The organism is Sphingomicrobium clamense, assembly GCF_019264355.1.
GTDB lineage: Bacteria > Pseudomonadota > Alphaproteobacteria > Sphingomonadales > Sphingomonadaceae > Sphingomicrobium > Sphingomicrobium clamense.
Genome location: NZ_JAHVAH010000001.1, coordinates 1,124,527 through 1,146,319, shown reverse-complemented (window position 1 = coordinate 1,146,319; position 21,793 = coordinate 1,124,527). Strand labels below are relative to the sequence as shown.

At 62.8% G+C, this 21,793-nt stretch carries 25 protein-coding genes; 17 read left to right on the top strand and 8 right to left on the bottom strand.

Translation table 11 applies throughout. The features are described 5' to 3' along the window. The 4 genes from KTQ36_RS05900 to KTQ36_RS05885 all read left to right on the top strand — a co-directional run bounded on the left by KTQ36_RS05900 (position 1) and on the right by KTQ36_RS05885 (position 3,751). Positions 1–1,269, top strand: a complete 1,269-nt coding sequence (locus KTQ36_RS05900; protein WP_218632787.1) for a CpaE/TadZ family protein — start codon at positions 1–3, stop codon at positions 1,267–1,269. A 59-nt stretch (positions 1,270–1,328) separates the two neighbouring features. Further along, positions 1,329–2,303 carry a type II secretion system F family protein gene (locus KTQ36_RS05895; protein ID WP_218632786.1) on the top strand — a complete coding sequence of 325 codons (975 nt, stop codon included), beginning with the start codon at positions 1,329–1,331 and terminating at the stop codon, positions 2,301–2,303. A 6-nt stretch (positions 2,304–2,309) separates the two neighbouring features. Beyond that, entirely contained in the window at positions 2,310–3,332 is a 1,023-nt protein-coding gene (locus KTQ36_RS05890) for a type II secretion system F family protein (protein WP_255554394.1), read from the top strand. Between the two features lie 134 nt (positions 3,333–3,466). After that, positions 3,467–3,751, top strand: a complete 285-nt coding sequence (locus KTQ36_RS05885) for a hypothetical protein (RefSeq protein ID WP_218632785.1) — start codon at positions 3,467–3,469, stop codon at positions 3,749–3,751. Between the two features lie 6 nt (positions 3,752–3,757). Here KTQ36_RS05885 and glyS read toward each other — a convergent pair whose 3' ends face one another. Further along, a complete protein-coding gene (gene glyS, locus KTQ36_RS05880; RefSeq protein WP_218632784.1) occupies positions 3,758–5,842 on the bottom strand; it encodes a glycine--tRNA ligase subunit beta in 2,085 nt (694 codons plus the stop codon). Then, positions 5,839–6,696, bottom strand: coding sequence for a glycine--tRNA ligase subunit alpha (locus tag KTQ36_RS05875; protein WP_218632783.1), 858 nt, complete (start codon positions 6,694–6,696; stop codon positions 5,839–5,841). Before KTQ36_RS05875 ends, glyS begins: the two co-directional genes overlap by 4 nt. A gap of 156 nt (positions 6,697–6,852) precedes the next feature. Between KTQ36_RS05875 and KTQ36_RS11350 the strand changes: the two genes are divergently transcribed. From KTQ36_RS11350 to ychF, 9 genes are all read left to right on the top strand, one after another. Continuing rightward, positions 6,853–6,978: a hypothetical protein gene (locus KTQ36_RS11350; RefSeq protein ID WP_255554390.1), complete on the top strand. Its 126-nt coding sequence runs from the start codon at positions 6,853–6,855 to the stop codon at positions 6,976–6,978. Positions 6,979–6,985: 7 nt separating this feature from the next. Next, positions 6,986–7,180, top strand: coding sequence for a helix-turn-helix transcriptional regulator (locus KTQ36_RS05870; RefSeq protein ID WP_218632782.1), 195 nt, complete (start codon positions 6,986–6,988; stop codon positions 7,178–7,180). Beyond that, the gene (locus KTQ36_RS05865) at positions 7,167–7,586 is read left to right on the top strand and encodes a hypothetical protein (protein WP_218632781.1); all 420 of its coding nucleotides are present in this window, start codon (positions 7,167–7,169) and stop codon (positions 7,584–7,586) included. Before KTQ36_RS05870 ends, KTQ36_RS05865 begins: the two co-directional genes overlap by 14 nt. A gap of 8 nt (positions 7,587–7,594) precedes the next feature. Beyond that, positions 7,595–8,017: a hypothetical protein gene (locus KTQ36_RS05860; RefSeq protein ID WP_218632780.1), complete on the top strand. Its 423-nt coding sequence runs from the start codon at positions 7,595–7,597 to the stop codon at positions 8,015–8,017. 41 nt (positions 8,018–8,058) lie between these two features. Continuing rightward, a complete protein-coding gene (locus KTQ36_RS05855) occupies positions 8,059–8,940 on the top strand; it encodes a TraB/GumN family protein (protein WP_218632779.1) in 882 nt (293 codons plus the stop codon). A 150-nt stretch (positions 8,941–9,090) separates the two neighbouring features. Next, complete coding sequence (locus tag KTQ36_RS05850; protein ID WP_218632778.1) at positions 9,091–9,786, top strand: 50S ribosomal protein L25/general stress protein Ctc; 696 nt, start codon at positions 9,091–9,093, stop codon at positions 9,784–9,786. Between the two features lie 78 nt (positions 9,787–9,864). Next, positions 9,865–10,431 (top strand): aminoacyl-tRNA hydrolase, encoded by a 567-nt coding sequence (pth, locus tag KTQ36_RS05845; protein ID WP_218632777.1) that lies wholly within the window; start codon positions 9,865–9,867, stop codon positions 10,429–10,431. Further along, entirely contained in the window at positions 10,428–11,018 is a 591-nt protein-coding gene (locus KTQ36_RS05840; RefSeq protein ID WP_218632776.1) for a TIGR02466 family protein, read from the top strand. Before pth ends, KTQ36_RS05840 begins: the two co-directional genes overlap by 4 nt. A 115-nt stretch (positions 11,019–11,133) precedes the next feature. Next, on the top strand, positions 11,134–12,234 hold the full coding sequence (gene ychF, locus KTQ36_RS05835) for a redox-regulated ATPase YchF (protein WP_218632775.1): 1,101 nt from the start codon (positions 11,134–11,136) through the stop codon (positions 12,232–12,234). Between the two features lie 47 nt (positions 12,235–12,281). On the opposite strand, the gene KTQ36_RS05830 is transcribed toward ychF, so the two are convergent. Next, complete coding sequence (locus tag KTQ36_RS05830; RefSeq protein ID WP_218632774.1) at positions 12,282–13,877, bottom strand: M20/M25/M40 family metallo-hydrolase; 1,596 nt, start codon at positions 13,875–13,877, stop codon at positions 12,282–12,284. 26 nt (positions 13,878–13,903) lie between these two features. Between KTQ36_RS05830 and KTQ36_RS05825 the strand changes: the two genes are divergently transcribed. Together KTQ36_RS05825 and KTQ36_RS05820 are read left to right on the top strand one after the other, a co-directional pair. Beyond that, complete coding sequence (locus KTQ36_RS05825; protein WP_345777674.1) at positions 13,904–14,434, top strand: MaoC family dehydratase; 531 nt, start codon at positions 13,904–13,906, stop codon at positions 14,432–14,434. Positions 14,435–14,675: 241 nt separating this feature from the next. Next, positions 14,676–16,031 (top strand): hypothetical protein, encoded by a 1,356-nt coding sequence (locus tag KTQ36_RS05820; RefSeq protein ID WP_218632772.1) that lies wholly within the window; start codon positions 14,676–14,678, stop codon positions 16,029–16,031. On the opposite strand, the gene KTQ36_RS05815 is transcribed toward KTQ36_RS05820, so the two are convergent. The 4 genes from KTQ36_RS05815 to petA all read right to left on the bottom strand — a co-directional run bounded on the left by KTQ36_RS05815 (position 16,000) and on the right by petA (position 19,426). Further along, positions 16,000–16,539 carry an adenine phosphoribosyltransferase gene (locus KTQ36_RS05815; protein ID WP_218632771.1) on the bottom strand — a complete coding sequence of 180 codons (540 nt, stop codon included), beginning with the start codon at positions 16,537–16,539 and terminating at the stop codon, positions 16,000–16,002. The two genes, KTQ36_RS05820 and KTQ36_RS05815, sit on opposite strands and share 32 nt — an antisense overlap. A 73-nt stretch (positions 16,540–16,612) precedes the next feature. Then, entirely contained in the window at positions 16,613–17,536 is a 924-nt protein-coding gene (locus KTQ36_RS05810; protein ID WP_218632770.1) for a cytochrome c1, read from the bottom strand. Between the two features lie 15 nt (positions 17,537–17,551). Then, positions 17,552–18,841 (bottom strand): cytochrome b, encoded by a 1,290-nt coding sequence (locus KTQ36_RS05805; RefSeq protein ID WP_218632769.1) that lies wholly within the window; start codon positions 18,839–18,841, stop codon positions 17,552–17,554. 12 nt (positions 18,842–18,853) lie between these two features. Then, the gene (gene petA, locus KTQ36_RS05800; protein WP_218632768.1) at positions 18,854–19,426 is read right to left on the bottom strand and encodes a ubiquinol-cytochrome c reductase iron-sulfur subunit; all 573 of its coding nucleotides are present in this window, start codon (positions 19,424–19,426) and stop codon (positions 18,854–18,856) included. 158 nt (positions 19,427–19,584) lie between these two features. Here petA and KTQ36_RS05795 point away from each other — a divergent pair, with 158 nt between their 5' ends. Beyond that, positions 19,585–20,037: a tRNA (cytidine(34)-2'-O)-methyltransferase gene (locus tag KTQ36_RS05795; RefSeq protein WP_218632767.1), complete on the top strand. Its 453-nt coding sequence runs from the start codon at positions 19,585–19,587 to the stop codon at positions 20,035–20,037. After that, positions 20,034–20,885 (top strand): oxygen-dependent coproporphyrinogen oxidase, encoded by an 852-nt coding sequence (gene hemF / locus KTQ36_RS05790; protein WP_218632766.1) that lies wholly within the window; start codon positions 20,034–20,036, stop codon positions 20,883–20,885. Before KTQ36_RS05795 ends, hemF begins: the two co-directional genes overlap by 4 nt. Here the strand turns inward: hemF and KTQ36_RS05785 are convergent. Then, positions 20,882–21,733 carry a DUF7847 domain-containing protein gene (locus KTQ36_RS05785; RefSeq protein ID WP_218632765.1) on the bottom strand — a complete coding sequence of 284 codons (852 nt, stop codon included), beginning with the start codon at positions 21,731–21,733 and terminating at the stop codon, positions 20,882–20,884. The two genes, hemF and KTQ36_RS05785, sit on opposite strands and share 4 nt — an antisense overlap. Positions 21,734–21,793: the final 60 nt, after the last annotated feature.

Here is a 21,793-nt window from a genome sequence, read left to right as displayed (position 1 = left end):
ATGAACGCGCCTTTCCAAGCCCGTGCGGGCCTTCGCGAGCCGTTCACCGCATTCGTTTGTGACGACGAAACCGCAGACCTGATCGGTCCCGTCGCGGTCGAATATGGCTGGTCTGCCGAGAAAGTGAACAAGGGCGGCCTGCGCAATGCGGTCCAGTCCCTGTCGGTCTCGGCCAGCCCGAACGTGCTGTTCATCGACCTGTCCGAAAGCGCAGATCCGCTGACCGACATCAATGGCCTCGCAGAGGTCTGCGAGCCGGGCACGATCGTGATCGCCGCCGGCCAGGTCAATGACGTCCGCCTCTATCGCGACCTCGTCGCAAGCGGCATCCACGATTATCTGGTCAAGCCGTTCACGGTCGACCAGGTGCGCGACGTTTTCGCGCAGGCCCAGGCCATGCTGTCGGGTCCGCGCGCTGAAGCGCAGCAGGAAAAGCCCCACATCATGACCGCGGTCATCGGTGTGCGCGGTGGTGTCGGCGCCTCGACGCTGGCTACCAGCATGGCGTGGATGTTCGGTGAAAAAGCGCATCGCTCGACTGCGTTGCTCGACCTCGACATCCACTTCGGTACCGGGGCGCTCAGCCTCGATCTCGAACCGGGTCGCGGTCTGACCGACGCGATCGAGAACCCGTCGCGTATCGACGGCCTGTTCATCGAACGCGCCATGGTTCGCGCCAACGAGCGTCTTTCGGTGCTCTCGGCCGAAGCGCCGATCAACCAGCCGATGATGACCGATGGAACGGCCTTCTTCCAGCTCCAGGAAGAGATGAAGAATGCCTTCGAATCGTGCGTCATGGACCTGCCGCGCAACATGCTGATCAACTATCCGCACATGGTGCATGATGCCCATGTCGCGGTGGTCGTCAGCGAGCTGACGCTTGCCGCCACGCGTGACACCATCCGTGTCCTCGCCTGGCTCAAGTCGAACGCGCCGCAGACCAAGGTCATCGTGGTCGCCAACAAGGTGCCCGGTGGTGGTGCGCTCGAAATCTCCAAGAAGGATTTCGAGCAGTCGATCGAACGCGGCGTGGACATCGTCTTCCCGCTCGATCCCAAGACCACCGCGCAGGCCGCCAAGCTCGGCAAACCGCTGGCGGAAATCGCCACCGGCAAGATCGCGCAGCCCTTCGCCACCCTGTCGAACATGGTGCTCAGCCATGCCAGCGACGAGGAAGAAGCGCTGGCCGATGCGCCGGGCGGCAGCAGCAAGTCGATGCTCAGCGGCATCAAGTCGATGCTGTCCAAGCCCAAGGCCGAAGCTGCGTAACCGACGATGGTGACGGTGGGGGGCAAGCGTCCCCTGCCCCACCTTCCTAGCAAGGAAGCATGATGTTCTACGCCGTACTTGCCATTCTCGTCCTCGTATTCGGCCTGGTCGGATACAAGATGATGAGCGGGCCCAGCCCCAAGAAGTCGGTCAAGCGCCGCATGGAAGTCGTGCGCAACCGCCACGCAGAGGGCGGCGCGCTTAAGGCCAACGCGCAGATGCAGATCCGCAAGCTGATGGCCAAGCGCAAGGATAACGACGAAGGCGGCATCGCCCGCCTCTTGCCGCGCCCTGCCCAGCTTAAGCTGCGCATGTCGCAGACGGGCAAGGTCATCACGCTCAAGCAATATGCCATGGCGTCGCTCGGCATTGCGGTTGTGGTCGCGGGCCTGCTGATGATCCGCGGCGCGCCCTTCTCGCTCGCCTTCTTCGTCGGCCTGCTCGCCGGTGCAGGCATCCCGCACTTCGCGATCGGCTTCCTGATCAAGAAGCGCCTGAAGCAGTTTAACGATAACTTCCCCGACGCCATCGAGCTGATGGTGCGCGGCCTGCGCTCGGGTCTCCCGATCACCGAAACGCTCGGCATCGTGTCGAACGAACTGCCCGGCCCCGTCGGCGACGAGTTCGGGAACGTGTCCGACAAGATGAAGATCGGCAAGACCATGGAGGCCGCCCTCCAGGAAACCGCCGACCGCCTCGGCACCGCCGAGTTCCAGTTCTTCGTCATCACGCTGGCGATCCAGCGCGAGACGGGTGGTAACCTCGCCGAGACGCTGTCGAACCTCGCCGACGTGCTGCGCAAGCGCGCGCAGATGAAGCTCAAGATCCGCGCGATGAGCTCGGAATCGAAGGCCTCGGCGCTGATCGTGGGCTCGCTGCCCTTCATCGTCTTCGGCCTCATCTGGATGATCAATCCGAGCTACATGGGCGGCTTTTTCGTCGACGAGCGTCTGATGATCGCCGGCATGGGCGGCCTCGTGTGGATGTCGATCGGCGCCTTCATGATGGCCAAGATGGTCAACTTCGAGATCTAGGGGGACATGATGACGATCCTAACCCACCTCCTCCTTGCGGCCGCTTCCGGACCGACGCTGATGGGCGTCGATGTGATCTGGGTCGCGACCATGCTCTCGGCGGTTGCCGCGCTCGCGGTGATGACCGCCATCTACGCCGCGACCACGGTTAAGGACCCGATGGCCAAGCGCGTGAAAGCGCTCAATGCCCGCCGCGAACAGCTCAAGGCCGGCATCGTCGCCTCGACCAACAAGCGCAAGTCGCTGCGCAAGGAAAACCACACCGCCGACAAGGTTCGCGACCTGCTCGCCAACTTCAAGATGCTGCAGGAAGAGCAGGTCGAGAAGGCGCAGGTCCGCCTCATGCAGGCCGGTATCCGCAACAAGGACCTCGCGGTGTTCGTCATCGCCGCGCGCTTCGTCGGGCCGATCGTGCTCGGCGGCATCGCGGTCACGATGATCTACATCCTCGACATGTATCCCGACTGGAGCTGGTTCAAGAAATACGGCGTTACTGCCGGTGCGCTTGTGGGCGGCTACAAGGGCGCCGACATCTGGCTCAAGAACAAGGTCGATAAGCGTAGCGCGCTGATCCAAAAGGGCCTGCCCGATGCGCTCGACCTCCTGGTCATCTGCGCCGAAGCCGGCCTCACCGTCGACGCCTCGTTCGACCGCGTGTCGAAGGAACTCGGCAAGGCTTATCCCGAACTGGGTGACGAATTCGGCCTGACCGCCATCGAACTCGGCTTCCTCAACGAGCGCCGCCAGGCGTTCGAGAACCTCGCCAAACGCGTGGACCTGGAAGCCGTTCGCGGCGTGGTCACGACCATGATCCAGACCGAGAAATACGGGACCCCGATCGCCAGCGCGCTGCGCGTGCTTTCGGCCGAGTTCCGCAACGAGCGCATGATGCGCGCCGAGGAAAAGGCCGCGCGCCTTCCGGCCATCATGACCATCCCGCTCATCATGTTCATTCTGCCGGTGCTGTTTGTCGTCATCCTCGGCCCGGCGGCCTGTGCGATTTCCGACAACTTCCTCGACAAGCAGTAGGAAGCGCACGCAACCGCACTTCCCTGGTGGGGGGAAGGATCGCCGCCGTCCCGAGTATGTGGACGGCGGCGATTTCCGTTTGGGAACCCGTGCGGCTCCAAAACGCTGGTTCACGAAACAGCGGGAGTATTCACATGACCCAGTTCACCCCCGACCAGTGGATCATCATCGGCCTGGTCTTCGTCCTCGGTATCCTCGTCGGCCTGTTCCTGCTTTCCGGCCGCGGAAAGAAGTGGAAGACGCTCTACAAGGAGGAGGTTACCCGCCGTGAAGCGGTCGAGGCCGAATATAAGATGGCCGAAACCGAATGGCGCGAACGCGACAGCCTTCGCGCCGCCGCGCTCAAGACCGGCAAGGTCGACGTCGACGATGACGGCATCGACGACCGTATCGAGCCGGGCACGCAAACCCCGCGCTAGGCTCTGTTAGCCCTCGATCCGGCCGAAATCGGCGACCTGGTTCACCGCCCCGCGGAACCGCGCGAGGAGCGCAAGCCGCCGCTGGCGCACGTTCGCATCGTCGGCGTTCACGGTCACTTCGTCGAAGAAGGCATCGATCGGCGCGCGCAATGAGGCGAGCGCTTCCATCGCCTTCGTGAAGTTTTCGTCTTCGAGCGCCTGTGCCGCCACCGGCGCTGCCGTCACCAGCGCATCGGCCAGCGCGCGCTCGGCCGGTTCGAGTTCGCCGTCGCCCATCGCCGCCGCAGCACTCGCCTGGCCCTCATCGACCAATGCGAGGGGGTCTTCCTCGCCGTCCTGGATCAGCGTGCCGGGCACCTCGCCCGCGCCTTCGAACCCCTCCTTCTTGAGGATGTTCGCGGCGCGCTTGTAGGCGGCATGAAGGTTCGCGCCATCCTCGCTGTCCATGAACGCCTGTAGCGCTTTCACCCGCGCCAGGATGGGCACGAGATCGTCCTCGCCTTCCTTGGCGAACACCGCATCGATCAGGTCGTGGCGAACCCCCGCTTCCTTCTGCTGCACCTTTAAACGGTCGGCGAAGAAGTCGAGCAGGTCGCCTTCGGCCACCGGTAGCCGCAGCCCGTTTTCGGTCGCAAGGCGGATGACGCCCAGGGCCGCGCGACGAAGCGCGAACGGGTCCTTCGACCCCGTGGGCTTCTCGTCGATACGAAAGAATTCGCGAAGGCTGTCCAGCTTGTCGGCCAGGCTCACTGCCACCGACACAGGCGCGGTCGGGACGTCGTCGCCCTGCCCCACCGGCTTGTAATGATCGCGCACCGCATCGGCGATATCATCCGGCTCGCCCTGCGCGCGCGCCAGGTGTCCCCCGACAATGCCCTGCAACTCGCCAAACTCGCCGACCAGTCCGGTGACGAGGTCGTTCTTCGACAGGCGCGCGGCGCGCTCGACCTTCTCGGGATCGGCGTCAACGATATTTTCCTCGGCCAGCCAGCGCGCCAGCTTGGCCACGCGGTCGACCTTGTCGGCCACCGTCCCAAGCTTCTCGTGAAAGACGATATCGGCCAGCTGGTCGCCAAGGCTTTCCAGCGGCACCTTGAGATCATTCTCCCAGAAGAAGCGCGCGTCGGACAGGCGTGCGGCCAGCACGCGCTCGTTGCCCGCCACAACCGCGTGCGGGTCGCTGCTCTCGATATTCGCCGTGCACACAAAGGCCGGCGCCAATTTGTCGCCATCGCGCATGACGAAATATTTCTGGTCGGCGCGTGCGGTCTTCTGGATCACCTCTTCGGGCACATCGAGAAAGTCGGGATCGAACTTGCCGAGCAATGGCACCGGCCATTCGGTCAGGCCCGCATTCTCGACGACGAGCCCTTCATCCTCGACCAACTCGTAGCCCGCATCCTTGGCAAGTTTCTGTGCGCCCTCGCGCACGATCGCCTCGCGCTCTTCATGATCGACCAGCACATGCGCCATCTTGAGCTTGTCCACATAGTCGTGCGCCCCGCCAAAGGTGATCTCGCCCGGATGGTGAAAACGATGCCCCAGGCTCGCCGCACCACAGGCGACGCCTTCAATGTCGACCGGCACCAATTGCTCGCCAAGCATGGCGACGATCCGGTGCAGCGGGCGTACCCAGCGCAGGCTCTCGCTCGACGAAGACGCGGCGCCCCAGCGCATCGACTTGGGCCAGGGAAAATCGCGCACGATGGCCGCAACCGCCGGCCCGAGAATGTCGGTCGTCGGCTGGCCCGGCTTGTCGATCACCGCGAAATAGGTGTTTCGCCCCTTCACTTCGCGCACTTCCAGCTGGTCGCGCGAAATGCCCTGCTTGCGACAGAAGCCGTCGACCGCCGCATCGGGCGCACCCTCGGGCGGACCCTTCGCCTCCTCGCTCACGGCCTCGGTTTGCTCGGGCAGCCCGCTCGCGATCAGCGCCAGCCGGCGCGGCGTGGAATAAGTGATGACGGCGTCGGCCTTCAGCCCCGCCTCGCCCAGCTGCGCCTTGAACAGTCGTTCGAGGTCGCGCCGCGCTCCGGCCTGCATGCGTGCCGGGATTTCTTCGGAAAACAGTTCGAGCAGGAAATCGCTCATTTCGCGTACCCCATATGCTCGATCCATGCCGCGCAGGCGCCCTTCGCCAGATCGCGAACCCGGCCGATATAGGCCTGGCGCTCGGCAACCGAGATCACGCCACGCGCCTGCAGCGTGTTGAAGATGTGGCTTGCCTTGATCGCTTGCTCATAGGCCGCGATCGGCACCTGGTGCTCGAGGCTGTTCTGCGCTTCGGCGACCGCCTTCTTGAACTGGTCGAACAGCGCGTCGGTATCGGCGATCTCGAAATGCCATTTCGACATCTGCTTTTCGTTCTCGAGGAACACGTCGCGATAGGTCGTACCGTGATCGTTGAACTTGAGGTCGAAGACGTTGTCGACGCCCTGAATGTAAATTGCCAGCCGCTCCAGCCCGTAGGTGAGCTCGCCCGATACCGGCTTGCAGTCGAAACCGCCGACCTGCTGGAAATACGTGAACTGGGTGACTTCCATCCCGTCGCACCACACTTCCCAGCCAAGGCCCCAGGCGCCCAGCGTCGGGCTTTCCCAGTCGTCCTCGACGAAGCGGATATCGTGCTTGAGCGGATCGATCCCGATTGCGTCGAGCGAGCCGAGATACAGCTGCTGCAAGTCCTCGGGGGCGGGCTTCAGCATCACCTGATACTGATAATAATGGCCCAGCCGGTTGGGGTTTTCGCCATAGCGTCCGTCGGTCGGGCGGCGGCACGGCTGGACATAGGCGGCGCGCCACGGATCGGGACCCAGCGCGCGCAGCACCGTCGCAGGGTGAAACGTCCCCGCACCCATTTCCAGGTCGTAAGGCTGGAGAATGGCACACCCCTGCTCGCCCCAATAGCGGTGCAGGGTCAGGATCAGGTCTTGGAAACTCAGCATGATGAACGCGCTTTGCAGGGACGCGGGCCGAGGGTCAAGCAGGCCCTGCAAATCTGCGCATTTGGAAGGTCATGACGACTTTTTGTCAGGTTATGTTGACATTGTCAGCGAATCGTGACTATATGTCAGGACAACATGACAAAAGGGAATGACAACATGACTTTCGACACGGACCGGATCAACGATGTGATCAGCCGTATCCTGAAACCCCAGACCGATGCCGACCGCGACCTGATGTGGACCGCGATCGTGATGCTGCTGGCCGGGATCGTGATCGGGTAGGCTGGCGATGGAAAACCAGCTCAGGGTCCTTCGCGCTATCAATGGCTGGAGCCAGGCCGAACTGGCCGGACGCCTCGACGTCTCGCGCCAGGCGGTCAACGCCATCGAGACCGGCAAGCACGACCCCTCCCTCCCCCTCGCCTTCAAGATCGCAAGGCTGTTCGACAAACCCATCGAAGAGATTTTCAATGACCAAGACTGACACGCTCACCGGCGAGCAACAGGAACGCCGCCGACGCCGCAAATTCTGGATGATGATGATCGCGTTCATGGTTGGCGGCGGGATCACGGGCGCGGCCTCGGGTGCCTTCACCAGCGGCAATGGCGCCGCCGTCAGCCCCGCGCTGGCGATCGGGTTCGTCGCGATCTTCTTTACCGCCTTCGTCCTCTTGAGCTGGCACTTTTTCACGACCGTCGACGAGCTCGAACTCGCCGACAATCTCTGGGCGAGCCTGTTCGGCCTCTATTTCTACCTCGCGGCGGTGCCCACCGCGTGGTTCCTCAACCAGGCGGGCATCATCCCCCCGATCGACCAGTGGCCGATCTATTTCGGCACCGCCGGCGTGACCTTCGCCGCTTACCTCATCCGTAAACTCCTCAACCGATAGGCCCTGACATGACCGACAACACCCTCTCGGGCGAAAACCGCCTCAAACGCCGCGAACGGCTGACCATCGCGCTCATCATCGCCGGTTTCATCGGCGGTTTCGGGCTCGGCTTCGGGCTTGCCTTCTTTACCGAAGGCGACCTGTTCGATCCCGACACGGCATGGCCGCCGACCCTCGCCGTCGCCGCGGTCGCCTATTTCCTCACCATCGTCCCCGCGCTCGTCATCGTCGCCAACAAGACCGCCGACGAGATGGAGCTTTGCCACCAGCGCAGGGGCTTCGAATTCGGCGTGTGGACGCTCTTCTTCGCCTACCCCTCCTGGTACGCGCTGTGGAAAGGCGACCTCCTTCCCGAACCCTCGCACGAGGCCGTCTTCCTCGGCACCCTCATCGCGACGACAATTGGCTATTGCTACAGCCGGTTTCGCTGATACAACTCCAACTAACTTGTTGAAAGAAAGAGAATAATCATATGAAAAAGTTGCTTGCCGCCACCACCGCCCTCGCCGCCGCCTTCGCCACCCCGGCGCTCGCGCAGGAAACCGACGCTGCGACCGTCGCCCCCGCCATGTGGAAAGTCGCCGACGAGGACACCACCGTCTATATCCTCGGCACCTTCCACGTCGTGCGCCCTGGCATGGAATGGCGCACCCCGCTGATCGAGGAAGCGATCGAGAGCTCCGAAGAGCTGATCCTCGAGATCAGCATGGACCCCGAACTGCTCGCGACGCAGGCACCGATCATGCAGCAGATGGCGATGGACGAAGAAGTCGAGCCGCTCTCGGTCCGCTTCGACGCCGAAGAGTATGCCAAGCTGGAAGCCGGTACCAAATCAATGGGCGTTCCCATCCAGGCGCTCGACCAGTTCGAAACCTGGTTCCTCCTCCCCGCGCTCGCCGCGCCGCTGCTCCAGCAGGCCGGGTTCAGCGCCACCGAAGGCATCGACATGACGCTGTTCCAGCAGTTCGTCCACGCCGGCAAGCCGGTCGGTGAACTCGAAGGCCTCGTTGCGCAGGTCAAGTTCCTCGACGATGCCGACGAGGAAGCGCAGCAGGAAATGTTGATGACCATGTTCGAAGACGACATGGCCGCCGAACTCGACAAGGGCCTCGCCTTCTGGGCTGCAGGCGATCTCGACGGGCTCTACGCCAGCATGGGCTTCGACGAGATGTCGGAAGAGGCGACCGCAGCCATGCTCGCCAACCGCAACCCGCACTGGGCCGACTGGATCCAGACGCGCCTCGATACGCCCGGCACCGTGCTGGTCGCGGGCGGGACGGGTCACTTCATGGGCGAACATAGCGTCCTCAAGATGCTCGAAGACCGCGGCCTCACCGTCGCCCGCGTGCAGTAAGCACCGGAAAAACGCGTGAAAAAGGAAGGGCGTCGCTTGCATGAAGCGGCGCCCTTGCCTATAGGCGCGCGGTCGACCGCCGCAATGGTCATCCCTGGAGGCGCTGCGGGTGTCGGTCGAAGTGAGAAATTTTCTTTTGGAGACAAGTAGATGAGCGATCAGCTGACGCTGCCCGCCGAGCTGCGCGAAGGGCTAGGCAAGGGAGCCTCCCGTGCACTGCGCAACGAAGGCCGGGTACCCGCCGTGATTTACGGCGACAAGAAGGACCCCGTTTCGGTCCACCTCGAGGAAAAGGAACTCGTGAAGATGCTCCAGACCGGGCACTTCATGAATTCGGTCGTCGAAGTGACCGTCGGCAAGGACAAGCACCGCACCCTTCCTAAGGACGTGCAGTTCCATCCCGTGACGAGCCGCCCGCTGCACGTCGACTTCTTCCGTCTCGCCAAAGGTGCGACGGTTCAGGTCGCGATCCCGGTCCGCTTCGTCGACGAGGACAAGTCGCCGGGCCTGACCCGTGGCGGCGTGCTCAACGTGGTCCGTCACGAGCTCGAACTTGTCTGCGATGCCAGCGCGATCCCCGATGAAGTGGTGATCAGCCTCGATGGCCTCGACATTGGCGACTCGGTCCACATCTCGGCCGTCGACCTGCCGGAAGGTTCGAAGTCGGCGATCGAAGACCGTGACTTCACCATCGCGGGCGTCACCGCCCCGTCGGCCATGAAGTCCGACGCCGAGGAAGAAGAAGCCGAAGGCGAAGAAGAAGTCGGTGCCGACGAAGTGCCGGCCACCGAACAGGGCGGCGACGAAGCCGCCGAAGGTGGCGAGGAAGCCAAGGGCGACGAATAATCCCCTTCGTTTCCGCTAACCAGAATCTGGCCGCTGCCCCGCTGGGCGGCGGCCTTTTTCTTGGCTAAGGATCCCCCCATGCAACTCTGGGTCGGGCTCGGAAATCCGGGCGAGAAATATCAGGCACACCGCCATAACGTCGGCTTCATGGCGCTCGACGAGATCGCCGAGGTCCATGGGTTTTCGCCGTGGAAGAAGCAGTTTCGCGGCCTCACGAGCGAGGGCCGCATCGGCGGCGACAAGATCGTGCTGCTGAAACCCCAGACCTTCATGAACGAGAGCGGCGGCTCGGTCCGCGCCGCGCTCGATTTCTACAAGCTCGACCTTGGCGATGTGACCGTCTTTCACGACGAACTCGATCTCGCGCCGATGAAGGTTAAGGTGCGCATGGGCGGCGGTCTTGCTGGTCACAACGGCCTGCGGTCGATCGACAAGCATCTCGGCAAGGACTTCCGCCGCGTACGGATCGGGATCGGCCATCCGGGCTCGAAAGACCGTGTCACCGGTCATGTGCTCGGCAATTATCACAAGACCGAGATTGACGACCTCGGTGTCATGATCGCCGCAATCGGTAGCGAAGCCCCTCGCCTCGCCGAAAATGACGACGTGCGCTTCATGAACGACGTCGCGCTGAGACAACAATGACCCGCACCCTGTTCGCCACCCCGCTCTACGAAGCCGACCTGTCCGGCAAGATCGACCTCAACGAGCTCGCCCATTCCATCCACGTGCTCGCGGAAGATGACGAGGCCGGGCAGCGCTGGTGCGAGGAAAAGGCCTATCACGGCTATACGAGTTACGCTTCGCTCGACGATCTTCCGATGCGCGATCCGGCGTTCGGGGACCTCAAGCCCATCCTCCAGAAGCATGCGCGCACCTTTGCGAAGGAACTGGCCTGGGACGTCAAACCCAAGCTCGACAGCCTGTGGGTCAATCTGATGGAACCGGGCGCCGTCCACAGCGCGCATATCCACCCGCATTCGATCCTGTCGGGCACGCTCTACATCGACATTCCCGACGATAGCGGTGCGATCCGCTTCGAGGATCCGCGCTTGCCCATGATGATGGCTGCACCCATGCGAGATGAGGAAGCGCCCGAGCATCTGCGCCCCTTCGTCGACATCGCGCCCAAGGCCGGTACGCTCCTGCTGTGGGAGAGCTTCGTGCGCCACGAAGTGCTTCCTCATCGCGGCGAGACCGAACGGCTTTCGATTAGCTTCAACTTCGCCTGACGACTGGAAAATCCGCTCGTCCTGAGCTTGTCGAAGGACCGTCATTTCTTTAGGGCCGGCGCGAAGAAAAAACTGCCCTACGACTTTGCTCGGGGCGAACGGAAAGAATTTTCTCATGGGTTTCAAATGCGGCATCGTCGGGCTGCCCAACGTCGGCAAGTCCACGCTCTTCAACGCGCTCACCGAAACACAGGCGGCGCAAGCGGCCAACTATCCCTTCTGCACGATCGAGCCCAATGTCGGGCAGGTCGGCGTGCCCGATGCGCGGCTCGACAAGATTGCCGACATCGCGAAGTCTGCGAAGGTCGTCCCTACCCAGCTGGCCTTCGTCGATATTGCCGGCCTGGTAAAGGGCGCAAGCCAGGGCGAAGGGCTCGGCAACCAGTTCCTCGGCAACATCCGCGAAGTCGATGCCATCGTCCACGTCCTGCGCTGTTTCGAGGATGACGACATCCAGCACGTGTCGAACCATGTCGACCCGATCGCCGATGCCGAAGTGGTCGAGACCGAATTGCTCCTCGCCGACCTCGAAAGCCTCGAAAAGCGCGTCCCCAATGCTCAGAAACGCGCAACGGGCGGCGACAAGGACGCCAAGATCATGGCCGCCGTTCTCGGCAAGGCGCTGGACCTCCTGCGCGACGGCAAGCCCGCGCGGTTGACGGACATCAACGATGAAGAAGAGGCCAAGCATTTCCGCCAGGCGCAGCTGCTGACCGCCAAGCCGGTGCTCTACGTCTGCAACGTCAACGAGGAAGACGCCGCGAACGGCAACGACTACAGCGCGCGAGTGTTCGAGAAGGCCAAGGCGGAGAATGCCGAGGCAGTGATCGTCTCGGCCGCGATCGAGGCCGACATGGTCGGCATGGACATGGACGAGCGCATGGAATTCCTCGCCGAAATGGGTCTCGAGGAAACCGGTCTCAACCGCATCATCCGTGCCGGATACGACCTTTTGAACCTCCACACCTTCTTCACCGCCGGTCCCAAGGAGTCGCGCGCGTGGACGGTGGCCAAGGGCGCGAAGGCCCCGCAGGCGGCGGGCGAAATCCACACCGACTTCGAGCGTGGCTTCATTCGCGCCGAAACGATCGCCTATGACGATTATGTCGCGCTGGGTGGCGAGGCCGCCGCGCGCGATGCCGGCAAGCTGCGCCAGGAAGGCAAGGACTATGTCGTCAAGGACGGCGACGTGATGCTGTTCAAGTTCAACGTCTGACGTAAAAAGGGCGCCTCTGGGGGCGCCCTTTCATTTTGCCGAAGCGACTAGTCCTTGTCAGGATAGTCGTACGCGAACGGATCGGTCACCGTCGGCTGCTGCGGGAGCGGCTCGGGCGGCAGAGTTTCGTCGCTGTTCGCGGCCTGCCACAACATGCCCGCCATTACGACCGCGGCCTGGCGCAGGTCTTCTGGCCGCATGTGATCGAGCGTATCGACGTTGGTGTGGTGAAGCCGCGCACCATAGTCGAGCGGATCCTGGATGAACTGGAACGCTGGAAGCCCGATATCCTGCATGAAGACGTGGTCGGTCCCGCCTGCCTCGCGAATGACGACGCGATGCGCATCGAGCGCGCGGAACTTGCCTAGCCACTTTCCGAGGAGCGAGGTCGCGGCGGTATTGTTGTCGGCATAAATGCCGCGGAAGCGTCCCGAACCATTGTCCATGTTGAAGTAGGCCTTCATCTGGTCGTAGCCCGCGAGCTTCTCGATCGGGTAGCCGTTGCCCCAATAGGTGCGTTCATTGTCGGGCGTGGCCTCGGCCGGGATCGGGCGGCGCGCCAAATGGCGGTCGATATAGGCCTTCGAGCCGTGGAGCCCCTGCTCTTCGGCGCCCCACAGCGCAAAGCGGATCGTGCGCATGGGTCGCGTCATCGTCTTGAGGATACGCGCCGCTTCGAGCACCACGACGCTGCCTGAGCCGTTGTCGACGGCACCATCGCCCGCTGCCCAGCTATCGAAATGCGCGCCGGCCATCACATAGCCTGCATTGGGATCGGTGCCGCGAATGTCGCCGATGATGTTGTACGCGTTCGTGTCCTCGTCATGCCAGCGGACGCGGCTGTCGATGCGAAGCCGCGGCGCATCGCCGGTCTTCGCCAGACGCGCGAGGCGTCGATAGTCCTCCGCCGCGATCTCGATGTGCGGGAGCTTGGGCGTGTCGCCGACCCGATGGCGATAACCCGAGCCGTGGAGCAATTTGCCGTCGCGATAGCTCTTCTTCACCACGGCGACCGCGCCTTCGCTGGCAAGGAAATCGTCGATGGCGCGCGGCCCGCTGATCCGCGTCACGCGACGGTCGATAGCGTGCGGGTCGTAGGTCGGCTGGCGATATTCGTCCATCCGGGCGAAATCGCTGTTTTCCCAGCGGCGGAATGCCGGCCGCGTCGGCTCGTCACCGGTCCCCGGCAGCGTAATCAAGACGATCTTGCCGTTCAGCTTGCCGCGATAGGCAGCGAAATCCTCAGGCCCGCGCATCGGCGCAACAACGATCTCCGATTCGACCGGCCCGTTCGTGCCGGGAGTCCAAGCCGTAGCGATCGCGGTGAGCTCGATCGGGCGCGGCGTGAGCATGTCGACTTCGATGTCGACCATTTCCCAGCCACGACCGAAATCGAACCCTTCCTGCCGCACATCGTCGAGGCCAAGGCCGCGCATGTGATTGATGGCCCAGGCCTCCGCGCGTCGCATTCCGGGTGAGTTGGTCAAGCGCGGGCCGATGCGATCGACCAGTTCGTGCGCGGTCTTCATGACCCTTGACTGGGTCAGCCCCTGGTCGATGATCTTGGCGATGTCGCGATCTTGGGCGTTCGCGGGTGCGGACAGGACGAGCGCAAGCGCGGCGGCGATGGAAAAAGTCTTCATGAGTCCCCCAGAAAATCGGTTGTCGATTGCAACGCTCGACGGCGACCCGCGCTTTGTCTAGACCCACTCGACGAACGGAGAAGGAAGCCATGATTTTTTTCGACGACATCGATGTCGGGACGCGCACTGAGCACGGATCGGTCACGGTGACGCGCGAGGAAATCATCGACTTCGCGACCAAATACGATCCGCAGCCCTTCCATTTGTCGGATGAGGCAGCAGCAATGACGCCCTTTGGAAAGATCGCGGCCTCGGGCTGGAATACCTGCGCGCTCACGATGCGCGTGCTTGTCGATAGCTGGAAGGAGCAGCAGGCGATGGGCCTCGGCTCGCCCGGCCTTGACGAACTTCGTTGGCTCAAGCCCGTCTACCCGGGCGACACGCTTCATGTCGCCAGCGAGGTCGTCGAGAAGAAGCCGTCCCGGTCGAAGCCCCATATCGGCTCGATGTGGAGCGACATTCTGGTCACCAACCAGCATGGCGAGCTGGTGCTGAAATTCCGGTCGATCGTGATGATGCTCAGAAAGACTGCTGGCGCCCCACAGCTAGACGCTTAAGATCGCACCGCCCCAACGTAAGGGGCGAGTGAGGAGTAACCAGTTGTTTCGCGTAACACCCAACCGGAAATACCGGGACTGGACGCTTCGGCGTATCCGGCAATCGAACTTCAATTTTCCACGAAGCGATCATCCGCTGCCCTCGGCGGCAACGCTGCAGTGGGAAAAGAAGGCGAGCCGCCTGTACCACGACGCCCTGGCCGTTCGCATCTGCCTAGATATGGGCTTCGAGGACCCGCGCGTGTTCGAATTTCGTGATCGCGTTCTCGAAGTGCTGCGCGATATGGAAGACTGGAGGCCGGAGTCCGAAAAGGGCTTCGATCGCAATAACTGGTCAAATGGATATCTGCCGGGCTGCTGGGGACTGATGGGCGGCGACGTCGAGACTTTCAGGGAACGCGGCACCGCCTATATCGACAAGCTCCCCAGCGTGACCCATTGGGTTCGTCGTTCGACCAACCATGGCGCTGTGATCTATGCGACTTATCTGGTGGGCGCGAAGGCTCTTGGGGAAGATCTTTCGCACCTCGACACACTTCGCGAAATCGTCCGCCGTGCAATCGGCGAACAGCTCTATGCCGAGGGCATCAACTACCTCAACTTCATTCTGAGCGAACTCCTCCCGCTCACCGTGGCATTGTGGGAAAATGAGCAGGATTGGCGCACATTCATCGCGGAGACCTTCCCCGGTCTCGATATGGCGAAGCGGACACTGATGCTCGCTGCCGGCCTTGAGGGCAGCGTGCGCTTCATGTGGGGCGACATGAGCGATCTGCGCGTCTTTCAAAACGGCCTGCGCTTCGCCGACAGCCTGTCGGACGAAGGCGCGCTTATCGAGACGCTCGCGAACCAGTTCAAGCTACCCGACTATCGCCTTGAGCCTTTAGTAGGCCATCTCCCATCCGGAGGCTCCCGCCCAGTTCCCGAGACAGTGCATTTTCCCAATGAATTCGTGGTCGACAAGCGGGGCGACACCGCGCTTTGGATCCTCGGGTCGAAGCGGCAGATGACACACAATCGCGCTCACGACATGGCGTCGTTCCTGTTCGAAAATCCACGGCTGTTCGTGGGTAAGCGATTTGGACGCGAGGCCTACAAGCATAATGGCATCCTGCTCAGCGATGCGCCGGGATTTCCCAACTGCCCGGGCCCCGACCCGTTCGATCGTCGCGTGGTCGATGGCAGGGTGGAGAGGATCGGAGACGGACATTGGCGCGCCATTGCGCCTCGCTCCTACGCTGGCTGCCCGACGCGGGTGGAACTACACGTTCGAGACCTGCATCTGGTCGAGGACTATCTGGTCGTCATCGACCAGGTCGTTGTGAAGGGCGATGGAGTCCCCTTCGTGCAATTCTTCACCCACGAACTGACCGCGCTCTACGATGCGCGACATTATGAAGATCGAACGATCTGCACGATGGAGAAGGGTCGCCGCGCCTGGCTGTCCGCCGTGGCCATCGGTGCCGAGGGGGTGATTAAACTCAAAAACGGGATTCGCTTCCGCGGTCGGACATTTCCGACGCCCCCCGACAGGCTGGAACTACTCCGCCCCAGGGAGACCGAGGCTAATCGCCCTCAAACTCTAGCAGAGACCTGACCTCGATCCCCGCCTCGCGCAGCTTTGCGCTTCCGCCGAGGTCAGGCAGGTTGATGACGAACCGTGCGCCCACGAGTCTGCCCCCTGCCCGCTCGACGAGCCGCGCGGCCGCCATGGCCGTGCCTCCTGTCGCGATCAAGTCGTCGACCAACAGGACCCGGGCGCCCGGCGCGCAGGCATCGACATGCACGGCAAGGCGGTCGGTGCCATATTCGAGCGCATAGTCCTCCGCGATCGTCGCACCCGGCAATTTGCCGTCCTTCCGGATCAGCATCAGTCCCGCCCCCATCGCGGTCGCCATCGCGCCGCCAACGGCAAAGCCGCGCGCGTCAATTGCGGCGATCAGGTCGACCGGCCCATCGACGCTGGCCACCAGCGCATCGATCGTTCCGCGCAGCCCCGCAGGGTCGAGCAGCAGCGTCGTGACATCCCGGAACTGGATGCCGGGATTCGGAAAATCGGGGATGGTGCGCACCAGGTCGCGCAGCTCGTCATGGGCTTGGCTCATTTCCCACCCCTAAACGACGAAGCGACCCACCCCAAGGGGGCAGGTCGCTCCATTCGTTCGGTCGCTTGTCGACTTAGCCGTCGACCGGACGTCCGTCTTCTGCTGCCTCGGCTTCCGCATGGTCGACCTTGGCCTGATGCTCGGGGTCGAGCACGCCCTTGGGCGCGACCTTGCGCTTCGCCTCGGCCCACACGTTGCGATAGGCGAAATAGGCGAAGATGGTGGCGAACAGAATGAAGATCAGCGTCGCCCAGCCCGCGCGATGACGCTGCTCGAGCTTGGGCTCGGCAGTCCACACGAGGAAGGCGCTGACGTCCTTCGACATCTGCTCGACGGTCGCTTCGGTGCCATCGGCATAGCTCACCTGCCCATCAGCGGTGATGGGCGGCGGCATCGAGATGTTGAGGTTCTTGAAATAGGGGTTGAAGTAGAGCCCCGGACCCGGCGCGATCTCGGGATGCTCGGCGAGCATTTCCGCGCTCGGTTCCTGATAGCCCGTCAGCAGCGAGTAGATATACGGAGCACCGCCTTCACGCGCTTTGGTAATCAGCGAAAGATCGGGCGGGCTGCCGGCAGCCGCACGCGCGACTTCGTTGCGATAGGCCGGCGGGAAACGGTCGGCGGGGATACCCGGACGCGTGATGTCGTCACCGGTTTCCGGATCGAGGTCGGCAATCTGCCAGTTGGCGGCCTCCGCCTTGATCTCGGCGTCATTGTAACCAAGGTCCTCGAGGTTGCGGATCGCGACATAGTTGATGCCGTGACAGACCGCGCACACTTCCTTGTAGACCTGGTAGCCGCGCTGCAACTGCTGGCGGTCATACTTGCCGAACGGCCCGTCCGACGAGAAGGAGACCTCTTTCGGGTATTTGTAGAACTTGTGCTCAGCCGTTTCGGCAGCCGGCTCGTTGATCGCGGCGATGCCGTTGATGACCAGCGAGATCAGGAGGACGCCGACAAAGCCGAGACCGACCAGAAATCCGAGAATACGAACCATGGGTAGTGCGTCCCCTTAAGCGTTCTTGGCGAGCCCGTAGGGCGCGCTTTCTTCTTCCTCGCCATGCAGCACCGATGCCGAGATCGAGCTCGGGCGCGGGAGCGGCTTCTCGAACTTCGAGATCAGCGGCAGGATGATGAGGAAGTGGGCGAAATAGTAGGCCGAAGCGATCTGGCTGATCGCGATCCACATCGGCGTCGCTTCCGAACCCCCGGCCCAGCCGAGGAAGAAGATGGCGATGAGGAGCAGCCAGAAGAAGCGCTTGAACACCGGGCGATAATGGCCCGAGCGAACCGGCGAACGGTCCAGCCACGGCAGGAAGAAGAGCAGCAGGATCGATGCGAACATCGCCAGCACGCCCCACAGCTTCGCGGGCAGGATGAAGTCGACGGTGAAGGCGCGCAGGATCGCGTAGAACGGCCAGTAATACCATTCGGGCACGATGTGCGCCGGCGTCGCCAGCGGGTTGGCCTCGATATAGTTGTCGGCATGGCCCAGCGCGTTCGGCAGGAAGAACAGCACGGCGGCATAGGCGCCGAGGAACAGCAGCGCGAACCAGCCATCCTTCGCGGTGTAGAACGGGTGGAAGGGCAGCGTGTCCTTCTCGTTCTTCACGTCGACGCCGGTCGGGTTCGACGAGCCCGGGATATGCAGCGCCCAGATGTGCAGGACAACCACGCCCGCAATCACGAACGGCAGCAGATAGTGGAGCGAGAAGAATCGGGTCAGCGCGGCCTGGTCAGGCGCAAACCCGCCCAGGATCCAGACACGCAACGGCTCGCCAATGACCGGGAAGGCCGAGAAGAAGCCGGTGATGACCTGTGCACCCCAATAGCTCATCTGGCCCCAGGGCAGAACGTAGCCCATGAAGGCGGTCGCCATCATCAATAGGTAGATGACGAGTCCCAGCATCCAGACCATTTCGCGCGGCGCCTTGTAGCTTCCGTAGAAGAGGCCGCGGAAAATGTGGATATAGACCACGATGAAGAAGAAGCTCGCGCCGTTGGCGTGCGCATAGCGCAGGAACCAGCCGGCGTTCACGTCGCGCATGATATGCTCGATCGACCAGAAGGCCGTTCCGACGTTCGAGTTGTAGTGCATCGCGAGCACGATGCCGGTGACGATCTGGATGGTCAGGAAGATCCCCGAGAGGACCCCGAAGTTCCACAAATAGTTGAGGTTGCGCGGAACCGGATAGCCACCGCCGACAGCGCCGTAGACGAGGCGCGGCAGCGGCAGACGGTCGTCCATCCACTGCCCCAGCGCGGTCTTGGGTTCGTAGGGTTTTGCCCAGGCAAAGCTCATTGAATGTTCCCCTTAACCGATCCGGATGACGGTATCGGACATGAATTCGAATTCCGGCACGACGAGGTTCGTCGGGGCCGGGCCCTTACGGATGCGCGCAGCAGTGTCGTAGTGCGAACCGTGGCACGGGCAGAAATAGCCGCCATATTCGCCCTTGTTCTCACCCTCGCCGACACCCAGCGGGACGCAGCCGAGATGGGTGCAGACGCCCAGCGTCACCAGCCAGTTTTCCTTGCCCTCGGCGGTACGCTCGTCGAGCGTCTCGGGGTCCCGAAGCTTCGAAACGTCGACGCTCTCGGCCTCCTCGATTTCGGCTTCGGTCAGGTTACGGATGAACACGGGCTGCTTGCGCCAGCTGGTCTTGATCGCTTGGCCCGGCTGGACCTTGGAAATGTCGACCTCGATCGAGGCGAGCGCCAGCACGTCGGCCGGCGGGCCCATCTGGACGACCAGCGGTCCGACAACTGCGGCGGCCCCGACGCCAGCAAAGCTGACGGCGGCGATGTTGATGAAGTCGCGGCGACGGACACCGTCCGGATTGTCGCCTTCTTTGAGGAGCGGGTCAGCCTGTTCGACCGTTGCCATGATGATCCTTTTTCAGGTTCACGCGTAAAGGAGGCCCGGCAGAACCGGACCGGCTTGGCGCGCCTGATAGCGTCTCGTGCCTGCAATGCAAATGGTCAATTTGGACTTTGGGCTGCCCCCGCTTGGCTTCGCGGCCCCTCCCCGCTATCGCGCGGGCCATGCGGATCGCCCTCTATTGTCCTGAAATCGCCGGAAACGTCGGCGCCGTCATGCGTACTGCGGCGTGCCTTGGCGTGCCGGTCGACCTGATCGAACCCCTCGGATTCGACTGGGACGACAAGCGCGTGCGCCGCGCGGCGATGGACTATATCGATGCCGTCGACGTGACGCGGCACAAGGGCTGGATCAGCTTCCTCGAAGCCAAGGGCGACGCAAGGCTTGTTCTCGGCAGCACCAAGGCGACTAAAAGCCTCTACGACTTTGACTTCGCGCAAGGCGACATCCTGCTGTTCGGGCAAGAGAGCGCCGGCGTGCCCCCGCATGTCCGGTCGGAAGCCGACGCCTCCTACCGAATTCCGATCCGCGCCGAAGTGCGCTCTTTCAACCTTGCCATCTCGGTCGCGATCGCCACGTCCGAGGCCCTGAGACAGACCGGAGACCTTCCCGCATGACCCCGCTCGATCCCCAGCAGCAAGCCGCTCGCGACTGGTTCGAATCGCTCCGTGACCGAATCTGTGCGGAATTCGAGGCGATCGAGCGCGAGGCCGGCAGCGATGCCTCGTTCGACTATATCCCGTGGGATCGCACCGACGAAAGCGGCGAACCGGGCGGCGGTGGCGTGCGCGGCCAGATGACCGGCGATGTGTTCGAAAAGGTCGGCGTCAATGTCTCGACAGTCGGCGGCACCTTTTCGGAAGAATTCGCCAAGGCGATTCCCGGCGCGGAAGAGGATCCCCGCTTCTTCGCCACCGGCATCAGCCTCGTTGCGCACATGAGGAATCCTCATGTCCCAGCGGTGCACATGAACACGCGCTTCCTTACCACCACGAAGCGCTGGTTCGGCGGTGGTGCGGACCTCAATCCCGCTTTGCCCAAACCGCAAGATACCGAGGATTTTCACGCGCGCCTGCGTGCTGCCTGTGCGGCGCATGACCCGACCTATTACGATCGCTTCAGCAAATGGGCGGAGGACTATTTCTGGCTTCCGCATCGCAATGTCGCGCGAGGGGTCGGGGGCATCTTCTACGACCGCCTCGAGGCGGAGGGCGACAAGTTCGAGCCTCATTTCGCCTTCACCCGCGACGTCGGCGAGGCATTCCTCGACATTTTCCCGCAGATCGTGCGCCGCCGCATGAACGAGGAGTATGACGAAGCCGACCTCGGAAGCCTGCTGGACTTCCGAGGCCGCTACGTTGAATTCAACCTTCTCTACGACCGGGGCACGCTGTTCGGACTCAAGACCGGCGGCAATATCGACGCCATCCTGATGAGCCTGCCCCCGCTCGCGCGCTGGACCTAGGCGGTCGGCGGCACGCTCGCGACGGTCGGGTCGGCAGGATTGCCGGCCAGCTGGTGATAGATGCGCGCGATGACCGTCGAATAGACGATCGTGATCCCGGCCTGCACGAGGGTCGAGAAGAGCCCCATGACCAGCGCTGCCATGGTGAACGGTTCGGGCTCGCCAAAAATGAGGCTCGTAATCAGCCCGGCGATGATTCCAACCACGATCATCAGCACCAGCACGACGACAATGAACAGGATCAGGAAGCCAAGCAGGCGCCAGAAATTGCCCTTGGTCAGGTTCCAGCTCGCCTTGATCGTTTCGATCGGACCCAGATCACGTGCGGCGACCACGGGCGTGGTCAGCAGAAGCCTGACGCTGACGTAGATCATGAGCACGAACAGCAGGAGAAACGCGATCAGCGCGGGTCCCGCGATGGCGCGTACGTTTTCCGGATTGTCGAGATCCGCCATATTCTCCGCGCCGACGAAGACCAACGCGACGATGACGCCGAGGATGATGGCCGGCACGAGAAAGACGAGCGCGATGCCGAGCACGGTCCAGAACCGCTTGAGGCCGCGGCGAAGCGAGTCGCCGACGCTCGCGCCCTGAAATAGTGCGAGGTAGCTGATCGCGATCGAGCCGATGATCCCGATCAGTGCGAAGACGAGCGACAAAAGCACCACCCAGCCGCTCTGCTCCTCGGCGTCGATCTGGCCGACGGCGGCCTGCTCGGGTGAAATCAGCATCATCAGCGTGCCGGGCAGCACGACGGTGACGAGCGCGACCATGAACATGAGTTTGCCGTCGCGCGCGATGATCGGACGCGCGTCGTCCCAGGCTTTGCTAATCGAAAGATTGGACATGATACTCCCCTGTTATACCCCTCTTTGCCGCATCAAAGCGCAAGCGCTCCCTCTTGGCAA